Source organism: Trinickia terrae (assembly GCF_005144415.1).
Lineage (GTDB): Bacteria > Pseudomonadota > Gammaproteobacteria > Burkholderiales > Burkholderiaceae > Trinickia_A > Trinickia_A terrae.
Map to the genome: position 1 here is coordinate 244,478 of NZ_SWJE01000002.1, position 18,208 is coordinate 262,685.

14 protein-coding genes and 1 pseudogene are annotated in these 18,208 nt (G+C 61.9%); 9 read left to right on the forward strand and 6 right to left on the reverse strand.

Annotation, left to right across the window (positions count from 1 at the left end; all coding sequences use genetic code 11):
* Nucleotides 1-106: 106 nt before the first annotated feature.
* On the reverse strand, nt 107-1,231 hold the full coding sequence (locus tag FAZ69_RS04345) for a lytic transglycosylase domain-containing protein (protein WP_136892715.1): 1,125 nt from the start codon (nt 1,229-1,231) through the stop codon (nt 107-109).
* Between the two features lie 634 nt (nt 1,232-1,865).
* Between FAZ69_RS04345 and FAZ69_RS04350 the strand changes: the two genes are divergently transcribed.
* The 3 genes from FAZ69_RS04350 to FAZ69_RS04360 are packed head-to-tail and all read left to right on the forward strand — an operon-like array spanning nt 1,866 to nt 5,220.
* The gene (locus FAZ69_RS04350) at nt 1,866-3,449 is read left to right on the forward strand and encodes a UbiD family decarboxylase (protein WP_136892716.1); all 1,584 of its coding nucleotides are present in this window, start codon (nt 1,866-1,868) and stop codon (nt 3,447-3,449) included.
* Between the two features lie 27 nt (nt 3,450-3,476).
* Nucleotides 3,477-4,535: an asparaginase gene (locus tag FAZ69_RS04355; protein ID WP_136892717.1), complete on the forward strand. Its 1,059-nt coding sequence runs from the start codon at nt 3,477-3,479 to the stop codon at nt 4,533-4,535.
* Between the two features lie 7 nt (nt 4,536-4,542).
* Complete coding sequence (locus FAZ69_RS04360; protein WP_136892718.1) at nt 4,543-5,220, forward strand: LysE family translocator; 678 nt, start codon at nt 4,543-4,545, stop codon at nt 5,218-5,220.
* 148 nt (nt 5,221-5,368) lie between these two features.
* On the opposite strand, the gene FAZ69_RS04365 is transcribed toward FAZ69_RS04360, so the two are convergent.
* Together FAZ69_RS04365 and FAZ69_RS33170 are read right to left on the reverse strand one after the other, a co-directional pair.
* On the reverse strand, nt 5,369-5,677 hold the full coding sequence (locus FAZ69_RS04365) for a hypothetical protein (RefSeq protein ID WP_136892719.1): 309 nt from the start codon (nt 5,675-5,677) through the stop codon (nt 5,369-5,371).
* 394 nt (nt 5,678-6,071) lie between these two features.
* Nucleotides 6,072-6,233 (reverse strand): hypothetical protein, encoded by a 162-nt coding sequence (locus tag FAZ69_RS33170; protein WP_169708552.1) that lies wholly within the window; start codon nt 6,231-6,233, stop codon nt 6,072-6,074.
* A 366-nt stretch (nt 6,234-6,599) separates the two neighbouring features.
* Here FAZ69_RS33170 and FAZ69_RS04370 point away from each other — a divergent pair, with 366 nt between their 5' ends.
* From FAZ69_RS04370 to FAZ69_RS04380, 3 genes are all read left to right on the forward strand, one after another.
* Nucleotides 6,600-7,526, forward strand: coding sequence for a Rossmann-like and DUF2520 domain-containing protein (locus FAZ69_RS04370; RefSeq protein WP_136892720.1), 927 nt, complete (start codon nt 6,600-6,602; stop codon nt 7,524-7,526).
* Between the two features lie 145 nt (nt 7,527-7,671).
* Nucleotides 7,672-7,992 (forward strand): EthD family reductase, encoded by a 321-nt coding sequence (locus FAZ69_RS04375; RefSeq protein WP_136892721.1) that lies wholly within the window; start codon nt 7,672-7,674, stop codon nt 7,990-7,992.
* Nucleotides 7,993-8,066: 74 nt separating this feature from the next.
* Nucleotides 8,067-8,630 carry a YggT family protein gene (locus tag FAZ69_RS04380; RefSeq protein WP_136892722.1) on the forward strand — a complete coding sequence of 188 codons (564 nt, stop codon included), beginning with the start codon at nt 8,067-8,069 and terminating at the stop codon, nt 8,628-8,630.
* A 37-nt stretch (nt 8,631-8,667) separates the two neighbouring features.
* On the opposite strand, the gene FAZ69_RS04385 is transcribed toward FAZ69_RS04380, so the two are convergent.
* Nucleotides 8,668-11,610 (reverse strand): tetratricopeptide repeat protein, encoded by a 2,943-nt coding sequence (locus tag FAZ69_RS04385; protein WP_169708553.1) that lies wholly within the window; start codon nt 11,608-11,610, stop codon nt 8,668-8,670.
* 262 nt (nt 11,611-11,872) lie between these two features.
* Between FAZ69_RS04385 and FAZ69_RS34315 the strand changes: the two are divergent.
* Nucleotides 11,873-11,953: pseudogene (locus FAZ69_RS34315) on the forward strand (Hsp70 family protein); the annotation flags it as partial.
* Nucleotides 11,954-12,125: 172 nt separating this feature from the next.
* The gene (locus FAZ69_RS04395) at nt 12,126-13,109 is read left to right on the forward strand and encodes a helix-turn-helix domain-containing protein (RefSeq protein ID WP_136892724.1); all 984 of its coding nucleotides are present in this window, start codon (nt 12,126-12,128) and stop codon (nt 13,107-13,109) included.
* A gap of 608 nt (nt 13,110-13,717) precedes the next feature.
* Here the strand turns inward: FAZ69_RS04395 and FAZ69_RS04400 are convergent.
* Nucleotides 13,718-14,191, reverse strand: coding sequence for a hypothetical protein (locus tag FAZ69_RS04400; protein ID WP_136892725.1), 474 nt, complete (start codon nt 14,189-14,191; stop codon nt 13,718-13,720).
* A gap of 372 nt (nt 14,192-14,563) precedes the next feature.
* Between FAZ69_RS04400 and FAZ69_RS04405 the strand changes: the two genes are divergently transcribed.
* Entirely contained in the window at nt 14,564-17,119 is a 2,556-nt protein-coding gene (locus FAZ69_RS04405) for an HsdM family class I SAM-dependent methyltransferase (protein WP_136892726.1), read from the forward strand.
* A 104-nt stretch (nt 17,120-17,223) separates the two neighbouring features.
* On the opposite strand, the gene FAZ69_RS04410 is transcribed toward FAZ69_RS04405, so the two are convergent.
* Nucleotides 17,224-17,538, reverse strand: coding sequence for a hypothetical protein (locus FAZ69_RS04410; protein WP_136892727.1), 315 nt, complete (start codon nt 17,536-17,538; stop codon nt 17,224-17,226).
* Between the last annotated feature and the right edge of the window lie 670 nt (nt 17,539-18,208).

Sequence of the window (18,208 nt, forward strand, 5' to 3'; positions counted from 1 at the left end):
ATTTTCGCCGTGATTTTTTTCGCAGCACAAAATAAGGGCACCCGAGGGTGCCCTTATTTCGTTCAACCATTTGCTCACCGCTACGCAGCGGCTCACGCAATCTGTCTCAAGCGCCGAACTCCGGCCCCGAGTTGCGCTTCGTCGCGGACGTGTTGGTGCTCGCATCGTCCTGCTCGGCGGCAGGCGTCGAAGCCGCCGCCGCCTTCGCGGCGATCGCGTGTGAATTGTCGAGCGACACCTGCACGCGCTTGCTCGTCGTGGCAGCCGCCGCCGTTTGCTGCGGCGCCTGCGGTGCGTTGATCTGCACCTTGCGGCCGCGCGCCACGTCGCGCAGGCGGTCGCGCTCGGCCATCACCTTGGCGCCATAACCGCCGTCGTCCTGCGAGGTCGAGCCGACGTAGAGACGCAGGCCGCCCGGCAGCGAACCGCCGCGCGCGATGCAATCCTTCAGGACCAGCGCGCCGACCTGGATGTTCGTCATCGGCTCGAGCGCGGCGCTCGTGCCGCCGAAGTACTGAAACTTGTCCGAATGCACTTTCGACATCACCTGCATCAGCCCTTGCGCGCCGACGCCGCTTTCCGCATACGGATTGAAGCCCGATTCGATCGCCATCACCGCGAGCAGGAGGAGAGGATCGAGGCCGACTTCGCGGCCCGTCTCGAATGCCGCCTTCACGAGGGCGCCGACAGGCTCTTGCGCGACGCGATATCGGCGCGCCAGATAGTTCGTGACCAGATTCTGCTCGGACGCCGATGCAAGCGCGTGGTTGTTGCGCGCATCGGCCGCCACGCGTTGCGACGGAATCAAGTTGGCCAGCATGCCGACGGTCGGCTGCTGAGTATGCATATCGAAGCTGTTCGGAGCCTGGTACGTGACGCCGCTCTGGCCGCTGCCGTCGAAGGCGCCGTCGTAGCTGGTGTTGTCGACGGTGGGCCCGTTCGAGCTCAGCGTTTCGTCGTTGCTGCCCTCGGCCGGGCCGAAAGCGGGTAGCGGATGGCCGCTCAGGAGGCGGGCCGGTCCGGCCTGGACGGCTGCCGAGATGACCGGCATCAGCTTCGCAGCGAGAGGCGTGCGCACGGTGGGCAAGAGCCACAGCACGAGCGCGGTCAGAACAGCCAGACCGCCGACGATGCTGAATAAGTGGTGGCTGACACGCGTCCCGCGACGCACCACGGCGCGGACTGCTTGCGCCAGGCGCTCATCGGGACGCCACGATAACCAAGTATTCATTCAGATCTCCCATCGTAATGGCCTCGCGACGGGTGCAGCTGAGCTTAGGGCTCGGGTCGCGAAACCAAGACATCGCGCGCTTTGGTTGGGGCGGCAGCGACGTCGGGATACGGTAACGTACTGTTACAACTGGCAACGTTCCGTTCGGAGGGCCGCATCGGGGTAAAAAAATCCCGGCGGCATGCGCATTTATGCATGCCCGCGGCGGCTCTCACGCAAAAAAACCAGCGGCTAAATCGCGCTGGCGAGGACTAACTCAAGGCCGTTGGTGCCGTGCAGGATTCGGCATACGGTGACGCGTTGCGTCGAAGGACCGGAGGTGTGGTAACGACAATACTGCGGGGTCCCTGCTACCAATGTGGACGGATTCTAGCAGGCTCTAATAGATCGTCAACACTATAAAAACTCAAACCTATAACAAATTGTAATTATGAACAGTGTTCACCATCTCGAAACCCGCGCGCCTCGCGCGTCTCCACCGATTTCGACCCAAAGCGCAAAAAACCTGCCGCGATCAACGCAGGTAAAATCGCCCATCGTCCGGAAGGCCCGGCCGGGCCGGCCTTCCGCCCCATCGCAGTGCATGGCGCTGTCCATTTAGCCGCCCGTTCTGGGCGGCCCGAACCTGAGCCGCATGAAATATAGAGACCTGCGCGACTTCGTCGGTCGCCTCGAGACGTTGGGCGAGCTGCGCCGCATCCACCGGCCCGTATCGCCCGTCCTGGAAATGACCGAGTTGTGCGACCGCGTCCTGCGCGCGGGCGGCCCGGCGCTGCTGTTCGACGCACCGCCAGGCTACGGGTTTCCAGTCCTCGGCAACCTGTTCGGCACGCCGCGCCGCGTCGCGCTCGGCATGGGCATAGACGGCGGCAGCAGCGGCGATGACGGCGACAGCGCGGCGCTCGAATCGCTGCGCGACGTCGGCCGGCTGCTGTCGGCGCTAAAGGAGCCGGAGCCGCCCAAGGGACTGAAAGACGCCGGCAAGCTGTTCTCGCTCGCGAAGGCGGTCTGGGACATGGCGCCGAAGACCGTCAGCTCGCCGCCCTGCCAGGAGATCGTCTGGGAGGGGCAGGACGTCGACCTCGCGAAGCTGCCGATCCAGACCTGCTGGCCCGGCGACGCCGGCCCGCTCGTCACCTGGGGGCTGACCGTCACGCGCGGCCCCAACAAGACGCGCCAGAACCTCGGCATCTACCGGCAGCAGCTGATCGGCCGCAACAAGCTCATCATGCGCTGGCTCGCGCATCGCGGCGGCGCGCTCGACTTCCGCGAGTTCGCACTCGCCAATCCCGGCAAGCCGTATCCGGTCGCGGTCGTGCTCGGCGCCGATCCCGCGACGACCCTCGGCGCCGTGACGCCCGTGCCCGACACGCTCTCCGAATACCAGTTCGCCGGTCTCTTGCGCGGCGCGAAGACCGAACTCGCGAAGTGCCTGACGCCCGGCGTCGACGCGCTGCAAGTGCCCGCACGCGCCGAGATCGTGCTCGAAGGCTTCATCTATCCGCAGGAAGGCGCGAGCGCCGCGGCACCGGCGGGCGCGCCGCCGCGTCCCGCGAAGGGCGCATCGGCCGCCTACGAACACGCGCTCGAAGGCCCCTACGGCGACCACACCGGCTATTACAACGAGCAGGAGTGGTTCCCAGTCTTCACCGTCGAGCGCATCACGATGCGGCGCGACGCGATCTATCACTCCACTTACACCGGTAAGCCGCCCGACGAGCCCGCCGTGCTCGGCGTCGCGTTGAACGAAGTGTTCGTGCCGCTGTTGCAGAAGCAGTTCACCGAGATCACCGATTTCTATCTGCCGCCGGAAGGGTGCAGCTACCGGATGGCGATCGTGCAGATGAAGAAGAGCTACCCGGGCCACGCGAAACGCGTGATGTTCGGCGTCTGGAGCTTCCTGCGGCAGTTCATGTATACGAAGTTCATCGTCGTCGTCGACGAGGACGTGAACATCCGCGACTGGAAGGAAGTGATCTGGGCGATCACGACGCGCATCGATCCGGCGCGCGACACCGTGCTCGTCGACAACACGCCGATCGACTACCTCGACTTCGCCTCGCCGAAGGCAGGCCTCGGCTCGAAGATTGGCCTCGACGCCACCAACAAGTGGCCGGGCGAGACCGATCGCGAATGGGGCCGCCCGATCGTGATGGACGACGCGGTCAAGCGGCGCGTCGATACGCTGTGGGACGAGCTGGGGCTCGGCCGTTCGTAGCCCCTCCCCTCCAGGAGAAACGAAGCGATGAACGCCAATCATGCAGCCATCGCCGCGACCGTGTACCGCGGTCCGGCCATCGAGAACACGCATCTAGCGCACGTGGCGGTCGTCGACGCAGCGGGGCGCCTGCTCTACGCCTTCGGCAACCCGCACCGGCCCACCCTGCCGCGCTCGGCGGTCAAGCCGGCGCAGGCGCTCGCGGTGCTCGAGACGGGCGCGCTCGAACGCTTCGGCTTCGACGATGCCGACCTCGCGCTGATGTGCGCCTCGCACAGCAGCGAGGAGGCGCACCTTGCCCGCGCCCGCGCGATGCTCGCGAAAGCAGGCGTCGCCGAGAGCGACCTGCGCTGCGGCGGCCATCCGCCGATCTCGGACGAAGTCTGGCGCGCATGGATCAAGCGCGACTTCACGCCGACGCCGATCTGCAGCAACTGCTCGGGCAAGCACGCAGGCATGCTCGCGGGTGCACGGTCGATCGGCGCGAGCATTGCCGACTACCAGCTCGACGGCCACCCATTGCAGCAGCGCGTCAAGCTCACGATGGCCGAGCTCTGCGACCTGCGCGACGACGAGATCCAATGGGGCATCGACGGCTGCAACCTGCCGACGCCGAGCTTCGCGCTCGACAGGCTCGCACGCCTCTTCGCGAAGCTCGCCAGCGCGGCGGCTCACTGCACGCCCGCCTCGCCGCGCGATCAAGCGCTCGCGCGCATCTATCGCGCGATGACCGCGTACCCCGAGCTCGTCGCCGGCACGGGCCGCTTCTGCACGACGCTGATGCGTGCGTTCGGCGGCGAAGCCGTCGGCAAGGTCGGCGCCGACGCGAGCTACGCAATCGGCGTGCGCGATGCCGCGTATGGCCCGGGCGGCGCGCGCGGGCCGCTCGGCATCGCGGTCAAGGTCGAAGACGGCAACGCGACCGTGCTGATGGCGATCGTCGTCGAGCTGCTGCATCGGCTGAACATCGGGACTCCCGAACAACGCGCACAACTCGACGCTTTCCACAAGCCGCCGATGCGCAACACGGCCGGCATCGAGATCGCCCGCCTCGAACTCTCTCTCACACTGGAAAAACAACCCTGAGGTACGGATGCACGCAGCATCGATGTTGTCGGACGGTTTTTTCCTGTCGCTTTCGTTGTGCCTCGATATCGGGCTCGTCAATGTGGCGATCCTGTCGCTGACGCTGACGCACGGTTTCAAGCCGGGTTTCTGGCTCGGCCTCGGCTCGTGCTTCGGCGATCTGGTCTACGCCTCGCTCGCGCTCGCCGGCATGGCGGCGCTCCTGCAGTTCGACTCGGTTCGCTGGGTGGTGTGGATCGGCGGCGCGGCGATCCTGCTGTTTCTCACGTGGAAGATGGCGCGCGAGGCGTTGCTTCCAACGACCGCGCCCGCAGTCGTTGGAGAATCCGATCCGGCCGCGCCGCGCACGAGCGCCTGGCGCGGCTTCCTGCGCGGCGTGCTGCTCGCGGTGTCGTCGCCGTCGGCGATCCTCTGGTTCGCGGCCGTCGGCGGCGCATTGATCGCGAAGTCGGGCGCGACGTCCACCTCCGCCGCGTCGATCTTCCTCTCGGGCTTCTTTCTCGGCGGACTGTGCTGGACACTGTTCCTCTGCGGCCTTGCAAGCCATGGACGCAAACGCGCGGGCGCCGGCATGCTGCGCGGCTGTCATGTGCTGTCCGCGCTGCTCTTCGCGTATTTCTCCTACAGCGTGATCGTGAACGGCTACCGCGACCTGATCCTCCAGACGGCGCACACGGCTGCGTAAGCGGACGGCTTACGGGCCAAAGCCACGGCCGGTCAGAAACGCCTCGCAAACCAAAGAAAACGGCGCAACGCGGCGGTTAAGCCAGCGTTGCGCCGTTTGCGCAAGACCGGGTTGGCGCGAAGCCTATGAAAAAGCTTCTCTGCGCCCCTCAGCGCCGCCAGTAGCCGTGACCATAGTAGCCACGATCATAGCCCCGATAGTAGCCGTGATGCCAATACGGACGGCCGTAGTAGCCACCCACCACGACCGCCGGCGGCGGCCCGTAATAAACCGGCGGAGGCGCATAGTAGACCGGCGGAGGCGGCGCGTAGTAGACGGGCGGCGGCGCTTCATAGACCGGATACGCCGGCGCAACCGGGATGCCGATACCGATGCCGACCGACACGTGAGCCTGTGCGGCGGTGGCGAACCCCACGCCCAACGCAGCGGTGGCAATAAGCGAGACGAGCTTCTTCATTACTGTTCTCCTGACAGCCCGGCGCGACATGAAGCCGGACCGTATGACTGGCACTGCATGAATCCAATGTAACGAAAAAGCCCGAGAGGGGTATTCCGCATTTGTTGCAAATTGCAATCGGGACAAATTCGAACATTGAGGCTGTCTATTTGCGACAAGCCCCTATCCATGTCGGACACGTGTCAATCCAAGGAGTTGCGCACTGCCGGCACAGGCGCGCGGTTGCTTTTACCGACAGACCTGAAGAAAGCCCAGTAAAGCCGGAAATGTTTCATTACAAATTGACGGCTTGAGTGTTGCGCCGGCGACGCGCCGAACCATACGCAACAAGCCGCGGGACCGATGAAAAGCCCGGCATAGGCGCCGGGCTCGGGTCATGCAGAGAGTCCGGGACTTAACCGACCTTCACGTAGGTGAATTCGCGCGTGACGCTAGGCGGGACGTAGGAGCAGCTGATCCTCACGCGCGGCGTGAGCCGCTTTTTCTGGTCCCACCATAGACGGCGCTGCGAATGGCTCAGGAACCGCAGGTGCTTCCGGTAAGAGAACATGCTCATCGTGACCTCCCGTACGTGACTGCAACACTGGAAAGAAACCGCGACTACGATCTGTATCTCCGACATCCGTGAACCCGGTGCGCCCAATCCGGGTGCAAAGCTGATACGCGCCGCGGCGCGAGTCGTCCTTGCCCCCAACGTATAGGAATTGGAATTGTGACGGGCAATCGCGCTGGCAGGCATTGCGCCGCCAAATGTCGCCCCTCATGCTTCATACGACGCCAAATTTGATCCGATAAAAATCCGTGCTCACCCGTGTTGCCAAATCGGCCGCGTTCGACGTCGGAACCGGCGCTTGCGCGAGCGCCTGGCGGATCGGCGATACTTCAGCTTTCGCCCTGCTTTTCAGCCCGGATTCCTGAAACCATGCCGCTCTCTTCTGCGCCCCGGATCGGCTTTATCGGCGCGGGCCGGCTTGCGCGCTGCCTGGCCGCCGGCTTCGCCCGCGCGGGGCACCCGGTCACGGCCGTCGCGAGCCGCTCGCCGCAATCGGCGCGCGAGCTCGCGCAACAAGTTGCGCCGTGCCGCGCCGTCGACGATCCGCAACAGGTGATCGACGCCGCCGACATTGTCTTTCTAACGGTCTCCGACGACAGCATCGGTACGGTGGCCAACACACTCCGGTTCGATGCGGAAGACGCGCATTCAAAAGCGCTCGTGCATTGCAGTGGTGCATCGCCCGTCGAGCTGCTGGCGCCGGCGCGCAAGCAAGGCGCGGCGACGGGCGGTTTCCATCCACTTTACCTGTTCGGCGGCAGCCCCGCAGACATCGAACGTATCGCCGGCTGCTCGGTGACGATCGAAGCGGAAGGCGAACTCGAGGCCGCCCTCGCGGCGCTGGCGCGCGCGATATCGTGTCACCCGCTGACGATCCCGCCCGGCACGCGCATGCGCTACCACGGCGCGGCGCACTACGCCGCCAGCTTCGCGCTGTGTGCCTTGAGCGAATGCGTCGAGCTATGGCGCGCGCTCGGCTTCACCGAGGCCGAGTCGCTGCGCGCCCTGCTGCCGATGCTCGCCGGCACGATCGAGACCGCGCGCGACAAAGGCCTCGCCGGCGCGCTCGCAGGCCCCGTGTCGCGCGGCGATGCCGGCGTCGTCGAGAAGCAGCTCGCGCTCTTCGAGACGATGGGCGGGGACCACGCCGCGCTCTACGCGCTCCTCACCCGCCGCGCCGTCGCGCTGGCCCGGCAGCGCGCGAAACCACCAGCGTCGCTCGACGCGATCGAAGCTGCCGTCGAGGCGTCGCTGGCGCGCTCGCTGCAGCAGGTGCAAGCGTCGAGTAAGCCGTGATATGGTGACGACCGGATCACGGACGGCCGGGCCACCCTGCGCCGCCGGCCCGACAGCCCTGCATGGGACCCGAGTAAGTGCTCTGCATGGGGCTGAAGCGCTAACTCGGGTCGACAGACGAAGACCAACCGACGAGAACGCAAAAATGATCAAGGTCAGCATCCTCTATCCGTACCGGGAAAACGGCCGCTTCGACGTGGACTACTATTGCCGCACGCACATGCCGCTCGCGGTGCAGCGCTTCGGCGCGGCGTTGCGGGGCTGGTCGGTGGACGTCGGCATCAACGGCGGGCCGCCGGAGTCACCGCCGCCGTTCGTCGTCGCGGGCCATTTCCTGTTCGATTCGATCGAAGCGTTCTATGACGCGTTCATCCCCGCGTCCGACGAATTGCTCGGCGACATCCCGAACTACACCGACGGCGGCAACGGCACGATCCTCGTGAGCGAGGTCAAGATCTCCAAGTAGCCGGCACGCTTGGCCTGGTGATCCGGCGCGACCCGCGCCACGCCATCTAAAACTCAAGAAGGAAAGGACCCGAGATGTTCGGCGATATCGCCCGCTTTCTGCTCAATACGATCTTCACGCTGTTCGGCGCGGCCCTGCTGTTGCGCGCCTGGATGCAGGCGGTGCGCATGCCGCCGTACAACCCCGTCGCGAACGCCGTGTACCATGCGACCAACTGGCTCGTGCTGCCGTTGCGGCATGTCTTTCACGGCAAGCGCGGCATCGATTGGGCGAGCGTCGTCGCCGCGCTCCTTGCCTCGATCGTCTATGTGGGATTGATGGTGGCGATCGCGGGCGTCGATCCGTTCAGCCTCGCGCCGGTGCTGTTGATCGTCGCCGTGCTGACGGTCATCAAGTGGGCGCTGAACCTCGTCATCTGGCTGACGATCCTGATGGCGCTGCTGTCGTGGCTCAATCCGCACTCGCCCGCCATGCCGATCCTCTATCAGCTGACCGCGCCGTTCCTGAATCCGCTGCGGCGCTTCGTGCCGCAGTTGGGCGGCATCGATCTCTCGCCGATCCTGCTGTTCGTAATCGTGCAGATTCTCTTGATGATCATCACGCGCGCGGCTGTATCGTTGACGCTCTTCGGGATTTGATCCATCGACATGCCGAAGCGAGGCCGGATGCCCGGCCTCACTTCGCGCCCAGCAGCAGCCCCACCTCTTCCTGCGGCACCGTGCCGGCAAGATGTTCGCTCAAGCCATGCGCACGGTCCGCTTCCTCGCGGCTCAAGAGCGGTGCGATGCGTGCGAGGACGATTTTCGTCCCGTCCGCATAGGCTTGGGCGCCCGCTTCGCGCGCAAAGCCTCGCTGCGCCATCTCGATCCACGCGTAGCCGAGCGCGCGGTCCTGCATCACGCCATCGCCGTTCCAGAAGCGCGCGCCGATCTCGTACTGCTCCAGCGGATCGCCCGTGAGCGCCTCGTCGAGGCTCGACAGTGCATCCCACGCATTGCCTGCCGTCTCGCGCAGCTTCTTGACCGGCTCCGCGGCCGCATCACGTTCGACGGCCGGCCGCACTAGCGGCTTTACATCTTGGTGGTCCGCATTCGCATCGGACGCATGGTCGCGCCCGGCGCCCGGCAGCCATTGCAATTGCTTGCGCGTCAGTTGCCACGTGGTGTGCTTCGCGAGCGCCCGAATCGCCAGCGCGATATTCGACGAACTCGATCCCATCGCCGCGGCCATCGTGTGCCAATGCACGGCCTGTGTGTCGTCGGCAGGCGCGCCGATGCCCGCTTCGTAGAGCCGAGCGAGACGGGACGCCGCATCTGCGGATCCGCCGTCAGCCGCTTTTTCGTACCACGTCTTCGCGGCGCGCGAATCGCGGGCTACGCCGCGTCCCAGGAGATACGCGTCGCCGACCATCGCTTCGCCGCTGGCGCTGCCCTGAGCAGCGGCACGCTCGGCCCATCGGTAAGCGGCGGTGTCGTCGTGCTCGCCACCGATTCCCGTCAGCATGTGCCAGGCAAGCGAGGCCTGCGCCGGCGCATTGCCCGCAGCAGCGGCGCGCCGGAACCAATAGGTCGCGGCGTCGAGATCGGCATTCACACCGACGCCCAGGTCGTACGCGTCGCCCAGCATCGACTGGTACTTCGCGTCGCCGCGATCCGCGAGATTCCAGAGCCAATAGACGCGTGCCGCTTCGCCCGCTTCGTCGCGCGGAGGATCGAGCGCGAGAAGCTGCATCGCGGGCACGTCGCCGCGGCGAGCGGCAGTGTCGCACCAATACCTCGCAGCACCGAAGTCGCGCACGACGCCGACCCCGCTCCAGTACGCGACGCATAGCGCCCGCTGGGAGACCGCGTCGTTCGACTTGGCGCCTTCGGTGAACCATTTCACCGCGGCGACGCGATCGAGCTGGCCAGCAGCGCCGGACCAGTACGCGTCGCCGAGCGCCGAATAAGCGGGGCCGAACTTCTGTGCGGCGGCCTTGACGAGCCATTCGCGCGCCGCGCCGCTTTGCGCGGCCTTCGGCTTGCGGTTCAGCAGATACACGCCGAGCAGCAGCTGTGCGCGCGCATCGCCCGTGTTGGCCGCGCGCGTCAGGTAGGTCTCGCCGAGCGCCTCGTCGTGCGTCACGCCCGCGCCGTAGAGGTACTGCCAGCCGACCTCGCGAGCGGCGTCGCCGTTGCCGAGATCGGCGGACTTGCGCAGCCATTCGATGCCTTGCGCCTTATCGGCCGGCACGCCTTCGCCATGAAGCAGCATGGTGCCGGCAAGGCGCGCCGCCTGCGCGTTGCCATGCTCGCCGCCTTCTCTCGCCCAGCGCAGCGCAGCAGCGCGATCGACCGGCATGCCTTTGCCTGTGTAAGCCAGCGACGCCAGATTGAACAGCGCGATCCCCTCCCCTTGCGCCGCCGCCTTTCTGTACCACGCGATCGCTTCGGCGAGGTTCTGCGGCTCGCCCTGGCCATGTTGCAGCATCGCGCCGAGATCGTTTTGCGCGGCGGCGACGCCCGCGTCGGCCGCGCCGCGCATCCAGCCGATCGCCGCTTCGAGGTCGACCGGGCCGCCACGGCCGTCGCGATAGGCGACGGCCAACGAATACTGCGCGTACGCATCGCCCTCCAGCGCCGCCTTTTGATACCACTGGCGTGCGATCGCGTCGTCGCGCTTCACGCCGAGCCCCCACAGGTACAGGTCGCCGACGCGGCGCTGCGCATAAGGCAGCGACTGAGCCGCCGCGGCGGACATCAACGCAAACGCGCGGGCGTCGTCGCGCGGCACGCCGGTTCCGGACAGGTAGAGGTCAGCGAGCATCGCCTGTGCGTTGATCTGCCGCTTCGTCGCGGCGTCGCGGATCCATGCAGCGGCCTTGTCCACGTCGCGCGGCATGCCGCTGCCCTGCAAGTACGCCACGCCGAGGGCGTATTCGCCGTCGGCGTCGCCGCCCGCCGCGGCACGAGCCCACCAGGCTGCTGCATCGTTGACGTCGCGCGGCACACCGAGCCCGGCATACCTCATGCGCCCGGCGTTGAGCGCGCCGTGCGCGTCGCCGCGCCCGGCCGCGCGCGCGAACTGCGCATAGGCTCCCGCGTAGTCGACCGGCGCGCCTTCGCCGCTGATCATCATCACGCCCAGCGTGTCGGCTGCGTCGCCGCTGCCGTTGTCGGCGGCACGCGCGAGCCATTCGCGCGCCAACGCATGGTTCTGCGGCAGCGCACCGCCGGTGCGGTAGATCGAGCCGAGCAGGTATTGAGCCATCGGCGAGCCGTCGGTTGCCGCGCCTTCGATGATGGCGATGCCGCCGTTCAAGTCCGCTCGAGCGCCGACGCCCGAGAGGCGCATCCAGCCGTACAGCACGCGTGCTTCGAGATTGCCGTCGAGTGCTTCCTTCAGGCAGGCGGCGCGGCGTTGGGCGGGCTTGGCGACGAGCGATTTGGCCCAAGCCGGGTAGTTGCCGCTCAGCGCGCACGGTGTCGTGGGGTCACTGTAGGGGAAGTGCGAAAGCGCGGCGGCGAAGAATGGCTGAGGCGAGTTGGGTTGCGGCACGGTCGCGACGGGCACCGCCTGAGCCGAGGGCAGCGCGATTGCCTCGGTTGCGAGCAGCACGCAGAGGCATAAACGGTGCATCAAGGTCGGCCTGGCAATGTTGTCGTTCGTCGTCATCAGTCGATGGAATAGAAGCCCGGGCACGCGATAAGCAAAGCGGGCTACCCGTTATCGATGTATTTACGGTCCGTCTTCAAGAAACTTGAGAAAGCGGCATGCGGTCGTCGCATTCGGGCGACAACGAGCGCGGCCCCCCATGGGAGCGCGTTGACCTCGATAAAGTGCGAGTTGGGGCCTGATAGAATCCAGCGGAAGAAAATCGAATAACGCTACGGGAGCAGGGGTGATCGTCGGCATTGACCTGGGTACGACAAACAGTCTGGTTGCCGTTTGGGAAGACGGGCAGCCACGCCTCATTCCGAACATTCGCGATATTAGGGTAATCTTGCGCAGTTAAAAGTGTTAGCTGGATGCGCGGCGGCGGCGGGGTGACCACCTCCTCATTCACCCGACGACCAACTGCGAGATCGTTGCCGCCAGTCTATCGTTACCGGACTGCATCTTAATCGTCCTGTTTTGCCACCGGATCACTATTCATGCTCGCGAACGGCATCGCTTACAACCGATTCGATGTTGCCGGACTGCCGCCGCAGCAGCAACTGCTGGCTTATTGGGAGCAGCTTGGCCATGTTATCGAATTAGTGCCGTCGCGCGAGCAGGTCCGACAGCCCTTTATCTGCATCAACGACCGTTACGATATCGGCGAATTCCGTATGAGCGACACCTATACGGATGATGTCGTGTTCGAACGCACCATCGCCCGCATTTCGCGCGATACCGCGCGCAGCATCGGTTTTACCATTTTCCTGGATGGTGAAGCTCATTCGGTAATGACGCACGCCAAGAAGCGTGAGTTCACCTTGTGTGGGGGCAGCGTACTTGCCAACGACCTCGAGCAACCCATGCACGTACGGCGGCAGGCGTGCCGGTACATCACGCTCGTTGCGCCCCCCAACCTGCTGCGGCACGTGTTCCCTGACCCGGGAGCGATACACGGCCGCGTGCTCGACCCGAGCAAGCCTGGCACGCGGCTTATCGTCCAGCGTGCCAGAACGCTTGTCGAGAACTTCCGGTATATGCTGTTCGAGGACGCTCATCGCAGGCTCACCGACCTCGTTGAACTGATCGTAGCCGCCTTCGGGGAAGAGGCTGGCTTGAGTGGCAGCAAGCGGGCCGTCGGCCGCGCGTTAATGTTCGATCATGTGCGACGCTATGTTCGCGCAAACCTGCAGGAATACGAATTATCACCTCAGAGCGTAATTGAATCGTTAGGGCTCCCGCGCAGCACGATTTATCGGATGTTCGAACATGAAGGCGGGCTTGGTGCTTATATCCAACATCTTCGCTTGCGCACCGCCGCAGACGACCTCGTTCGAATTCCGATAGTTCCGATCAAAGACATTGGCTATTCAGTCGGCTTCAAAAGCGCCGCCCATTTTACGCGCGCCTTTCAGCATGCCTATGAGATTACGCCCAAAGAAATGCGTCTGAATCACTACCGATATCGCCATGCTGAATAGCGGTAGTTAGCCATAGCCGCGCCAGAGAAGACGGCGGCGCCACCAGCAAGGACTTCCGGAGTGGATACACTTTTCACGCCAGCAGCCACATCACCCCTCTCCCCAACCCACCAAAAACCCTGTAGAATTGCGTGCTCTGCGGGCGTCGTATAATGGCCATTACCCTAGCTTCCCAAGCTGCAACGGCTTGAGCAAACCCACTATTCACGCGGGTTTTAGATGTGGTTTTCTAGCGGGCACCATTGAAAACCACGTGTCATGCGGGTTTGACGGCGATGCCAGTTTTCACACTAGCATTGATAGCAAGAAGCTAATGATGTAGCGCTACGCGCAACAGGTGAAGCGATGCATTAATCGCGTGTTCTTACACCGAGCACAGAAATAAACGCGCTTCCCGTTTCCATCATCGCGACCGAACTTGCTTTCGGCCCGAACTCAGCCAGCCGCGCAGCTCAAGAGTGCATCTCCAACAGACAGTTGGACCTGCACCCCCGAGGTGTGCGGCAGACAGCGAGCAGACGCACTGGATCGGTATCGGAGGCTTCCCACGTGTGGCTGCGTCACACGCGAAAAAAGAGCCTCGAACTCCCTTTTTCACGCGGGTAGTGTCACAGCGCTTCGGGATCCGGTTCGACAAACTCCGGTAGTTCGCTCAGTTCATCAATTGTGGGTTGTACTTCATCGCACAAGCTGCGGGCAGCAGCAATGTCCTGTTTGCTCGGCGCACCATGCAGCGGACTGAGCAATCGTTGAGCTTGGTCCAGATGACCCTTGGCCCTGATCATGCGCGCAACTTCCTCGCCAAAGGGCAACGGGCCTTCACGCTGGCCGGTGTTCTCGCACCAGCGAAGATAGTCGTCGTTGGCCTGTGAGCCTGCGGCAATGTACTCGACCGTATGGTCCAACGCCGCATCGATGTCGACTGTCAGTTCCCCTAGCTCGTCATGTTCTTCCGGGACCACATTTGTCATATCATCACCCCATTCCGTCGTTTGGCCGTCAATTATGCAGTCATCCATCACTACTTCAAGGCTCGAGCTAACCTTTTGATAAAAAAGTTTTTTACCCACAATCTTATCCACAGAAAGTGTGGATAACTCGCCTTTTGGCGAGCATATTTCGTAGGTTCATCTAGCTCGCCAGACGTTCCGCTGCCTTGACCATCTCATAGAGCGCGCCTGACTAAAGCTTCGATGGACGCACGTTGTCGAGGGGATTCCGCGGGACCGTATAGACAACCACCGTCGTGCGAGAGTGACAGCAAAGCAGGCTCTCACGCCGACGCAGCAGTCGCGGTCATAGGCAAGCCGCCCGCATCCGGCGAGATGGCTTGGCCAAGATGCTCCCGATCTGCGGCACAACCTCCGGGATCCCCAAAAAACCTCCAACTCAGGCTTGCATACCCCCGAGCCGCATGCAAAAATTCGCCTTACACCATAGTGTAACGAGAATTCATGACGTCCAATCCCCAGCTCTTCTGTCCCATTCGTGGCGCTCTTAAAGCCAAACTCAAAGCTAAAGATGGCCTGACCTTCACTGAAGAAAAGCGCCGCATCGAATGCATCAACTTCTTGCTCTCCAAGGGATATCTCGCGGATCGTATCGAGGCCGAAACGGTAGTTATTAAGTTTGGCCACAAGGGGAAGAACTCCTTGCGCGCCGACGTGGTGGTCTATGACCGGCCCGTAACTACCGTCAAAACATTTGCCGACGAAAAGCGACGGGAGTTCATGAAGATCATCGGGGAAATCAAGCGTAGTACCGCGGATGCGGAGTCTGCAAAGGAAAACCAGCTCAAGCCGGCGCTGGATCTAATTCCATCTATCGACAGTATCGGAATCTACTGGGACGACACGGAACAGTCCATCTTCTTCAAGCGTGTTAAGGGCTCGTCTATTGAAACGAAGGAAGCTTCGATTGCAACCCTACCGACCTTCGGGTCCGCATTCGGGTCCAAGGACATCTTCTACAATGACCTCAAGCCCGCCACGGATTTGGTGAAACGGTTTGCGCGGTTGGATGACGTCCTCCATCAAGCAGGGCACGCGAAAGACGACCGCTACGTAATTCTTTTCAAAGTTCTGCTGCTCAAGATCTTCGATGAGCAAAGTGCACGACCGAAAAACGGTCGAATGATAATTCAGGACTTCACTGTCAACGAGGATATCTCGGCAAAGGATGTTGAGAAGGTCTTCAATTCAGGGCTGAAACACGCCCTTACCATCTACGGCTCGCTGCTCCCGAAAAAACCCACAGAAACTATGGGGTGCTCTGGAGCTACCTTGCGAGAGATATCCAAGATCCTCTGCCCTATGGATATCCTTGGCTCATCGCCGCAAGTGATCCAAGATTTCTTCATGTACTTCGGGCGCTTCCTGTACAAGGTTGACTTAGGTCAATACTTCACGCCATACGAAGTTATCGATCTCATCGTGCGAATCGTCAATCCGAAATTTGGCGATGTCGTTCGAGATCCTGCGTGCGGAACTGCTGACTTCTTGGTGGGAGCTAAGCGCATTGCGGCGGAGCGTCACGCCGCAGACATATCGTCTCAGCTTTGGGGTGTTGACACGGCAGAGCTGGCGGTCAACTTGTCGGTGTTCAATATGATTCTGAACGGCGACGGTCGTTCCAATATTACGATTGGCGATAGCCTGAAGGATATAGAACTACACGAAGGCCGGTACACCACTGCCCTGTGTAATCCGCCGTTTGGATCAAGGATCGTTGAAAAACGCAAGGACGTGCTAGCCAAGTTCGAGCTAGGCTCCACTGAGATCGATGGCAAACGCGTCCCGCTCAAATCACAGGAAACAGGAATATTGTTCGTTGAGGTTTGCCTCAAATCGGTCTGTGCTGGCGGCAGGGTCGGCATTATTTTACCAAACGGGTATCTCGGCAATCGGAGCCCCCGATATACAGAGTTCCGTCGCTGGCTACTCAAGCAAGCAAGAATAGCCACAATCATCGGTTTCCCCCGGTTCACGTTTAAGAAATCTGGCGCTGACGTTTCCGCATCTGTCGTGGTTCTCGAAAAGCGGGACGAACCACTTGACGATTTGGCCAAGATGGCCGACTTTCCAATTCACTTCAATCTTGTAGAAAAGGTCGGCTGGGACCTTCAGAGCAATCGGTCAGGACGGGTCTACAAGCAGGATCCGAACGATGGGGCAATCGTCCTAAACGAAAGCAACGAACCCGTGCTCGACGCAGATTTTGATCGCGTACTCAGCGATCTTTATTCGTCCATGGTCGTTGACGCTTTCCCATGGCTTAGCGACGGAGTTCCCTCGGCGGTGTCTTCTGATGGCTGGGTCGTGCAAGCGGAGGAAATTGTTGCCCGGGAAGATGTATCCCTTGATCCCAAGCGATGGTGTCCAAAGCACGCCTCAGTTACTGAAGCTGTCCGCGCCGTACCTCATATCACTATTGGCGACGTAATTCGACCCGTCACACGCCGGCTGAAAAAACATCCGGAACATGCGTATCGCTACGTGGAGATTGAGAAGATCTACGAGAACTTTGGGGCATACATTGCCGACCAGTATTTCGGTTGGGCACTGCCAGATCGCGGCAAGCAACAGGCTGCGCCTGGCGACATCTTTATCGCGAACATATGGTCAAGCGCCGGGAAGTGGATGATCGCCGGCGATGAGGCGGCTGATGGGCATCTTGTCGTCACTACCGGGTGCAACCATTTCGAGGTTATCCCCGGACAAGAAGCGTTGCTCGCTGATTTAGTGTTCGGCTTATGCTCGGAAGCGTTCAAAGTACAGATGCGCGCATTGGCAACCGGCTCTGACGGACTGTCGTCTACCACGGCGGAGGACATCTGCTCGATCGTGTTGCCGAAAATCGCATCGGCAGACGTTCGAAAGGCAATCGAGGAACAAATCGAGAAAGCCAAGTCAGGTCATCTGGTGCTACCTCGCATAGTTCGTGAGGAGCTAACCGCAATTGCACCTGAAGTCAATATTCCACTTAGGTCGTCACACGTGATCCAAGTTTGACCTCTGCGCATGGCGCCGTATCAAACACGATAAAGCCGACCTAGCTATTGACGGGAGGTTCCTGAAGGAACCTCCCGCCCGGCATCGACAATATACGACCGCTGTCACTTCTTTCCCATCGGTTCCTGCTTGTCCTTGATCATTTGATAGTACGTGCTCGCGCCCGCCTTCGTCAGTTTCACCTCGGTAATGAACTTCTCAATGATGTCTTTCCGCGTCACGTCCTTGACAGTCCGCATCCGCTTGTAAATCTCCGTCGCCAGTTCCATCTTCGTCGGCGTAGCTGGTTCAGCCTTCGCTGCGGTATCGTTCGTCGTCACGCTCGTGGCCGGCGCGACAGCACCTGCCTTCGGGTCAACAGCAACCGACTTGCCCGCTTTCTCGTCCTTGCTCGCCACACCTTGCTTCTGATCGACCATGATCGCACTCCATTCGTTGAAAGTACGTCCAGGGTCCAGCAGATCGACCTTCAAGGCAACGGCAAGCAACCGACCACGACCAGCACGACGCCGACCACCTCGAAATTCAACTAGCAACAGTGACAGTTTTCACGTCACCCCTACACACCGGCGCTCTATCCCCTTGATCTAGCGGGGATTTCAGAGCCAGATCATCAGCTTATTAAGATTCTGCCGTGGGACCAACTCGCGGTTCGATCCGACAAGTCCGCTCTTTTTCAATCTTCAAAAAACAATCTCAACAGTTATCGCTTGTCGCCAAGAATGGACCAGCGAAAAGTCGAACACAAACAGTTTGTGTTGTTGTTTAGGCGCATCGTGAGCTATGGACATCGATTTGCAAGTGATCGTGATCTATGGAATGATTCGCCCCGTTGAGGAAACAGACTCAACGTACCTAGGACGCAAGCCCCGATTCCGCCGTTGTTTGGTGGAAGATAGGGGTCAAGTAAGCTACCTGTGGCAGGGTAGACGCCGTAGTAGCCACGGCTATCTGATTTCGATCAGTTGCTTGACCTGTATAACCTCGGTTCAAACTTTCAATGTTATCCGATTGTTTGGATTTGAGCGCTATACAGGAACGGCAGAGGCTGCCTGTCGATTCGTATAGCAAATTGAGTTTTTCAATTTG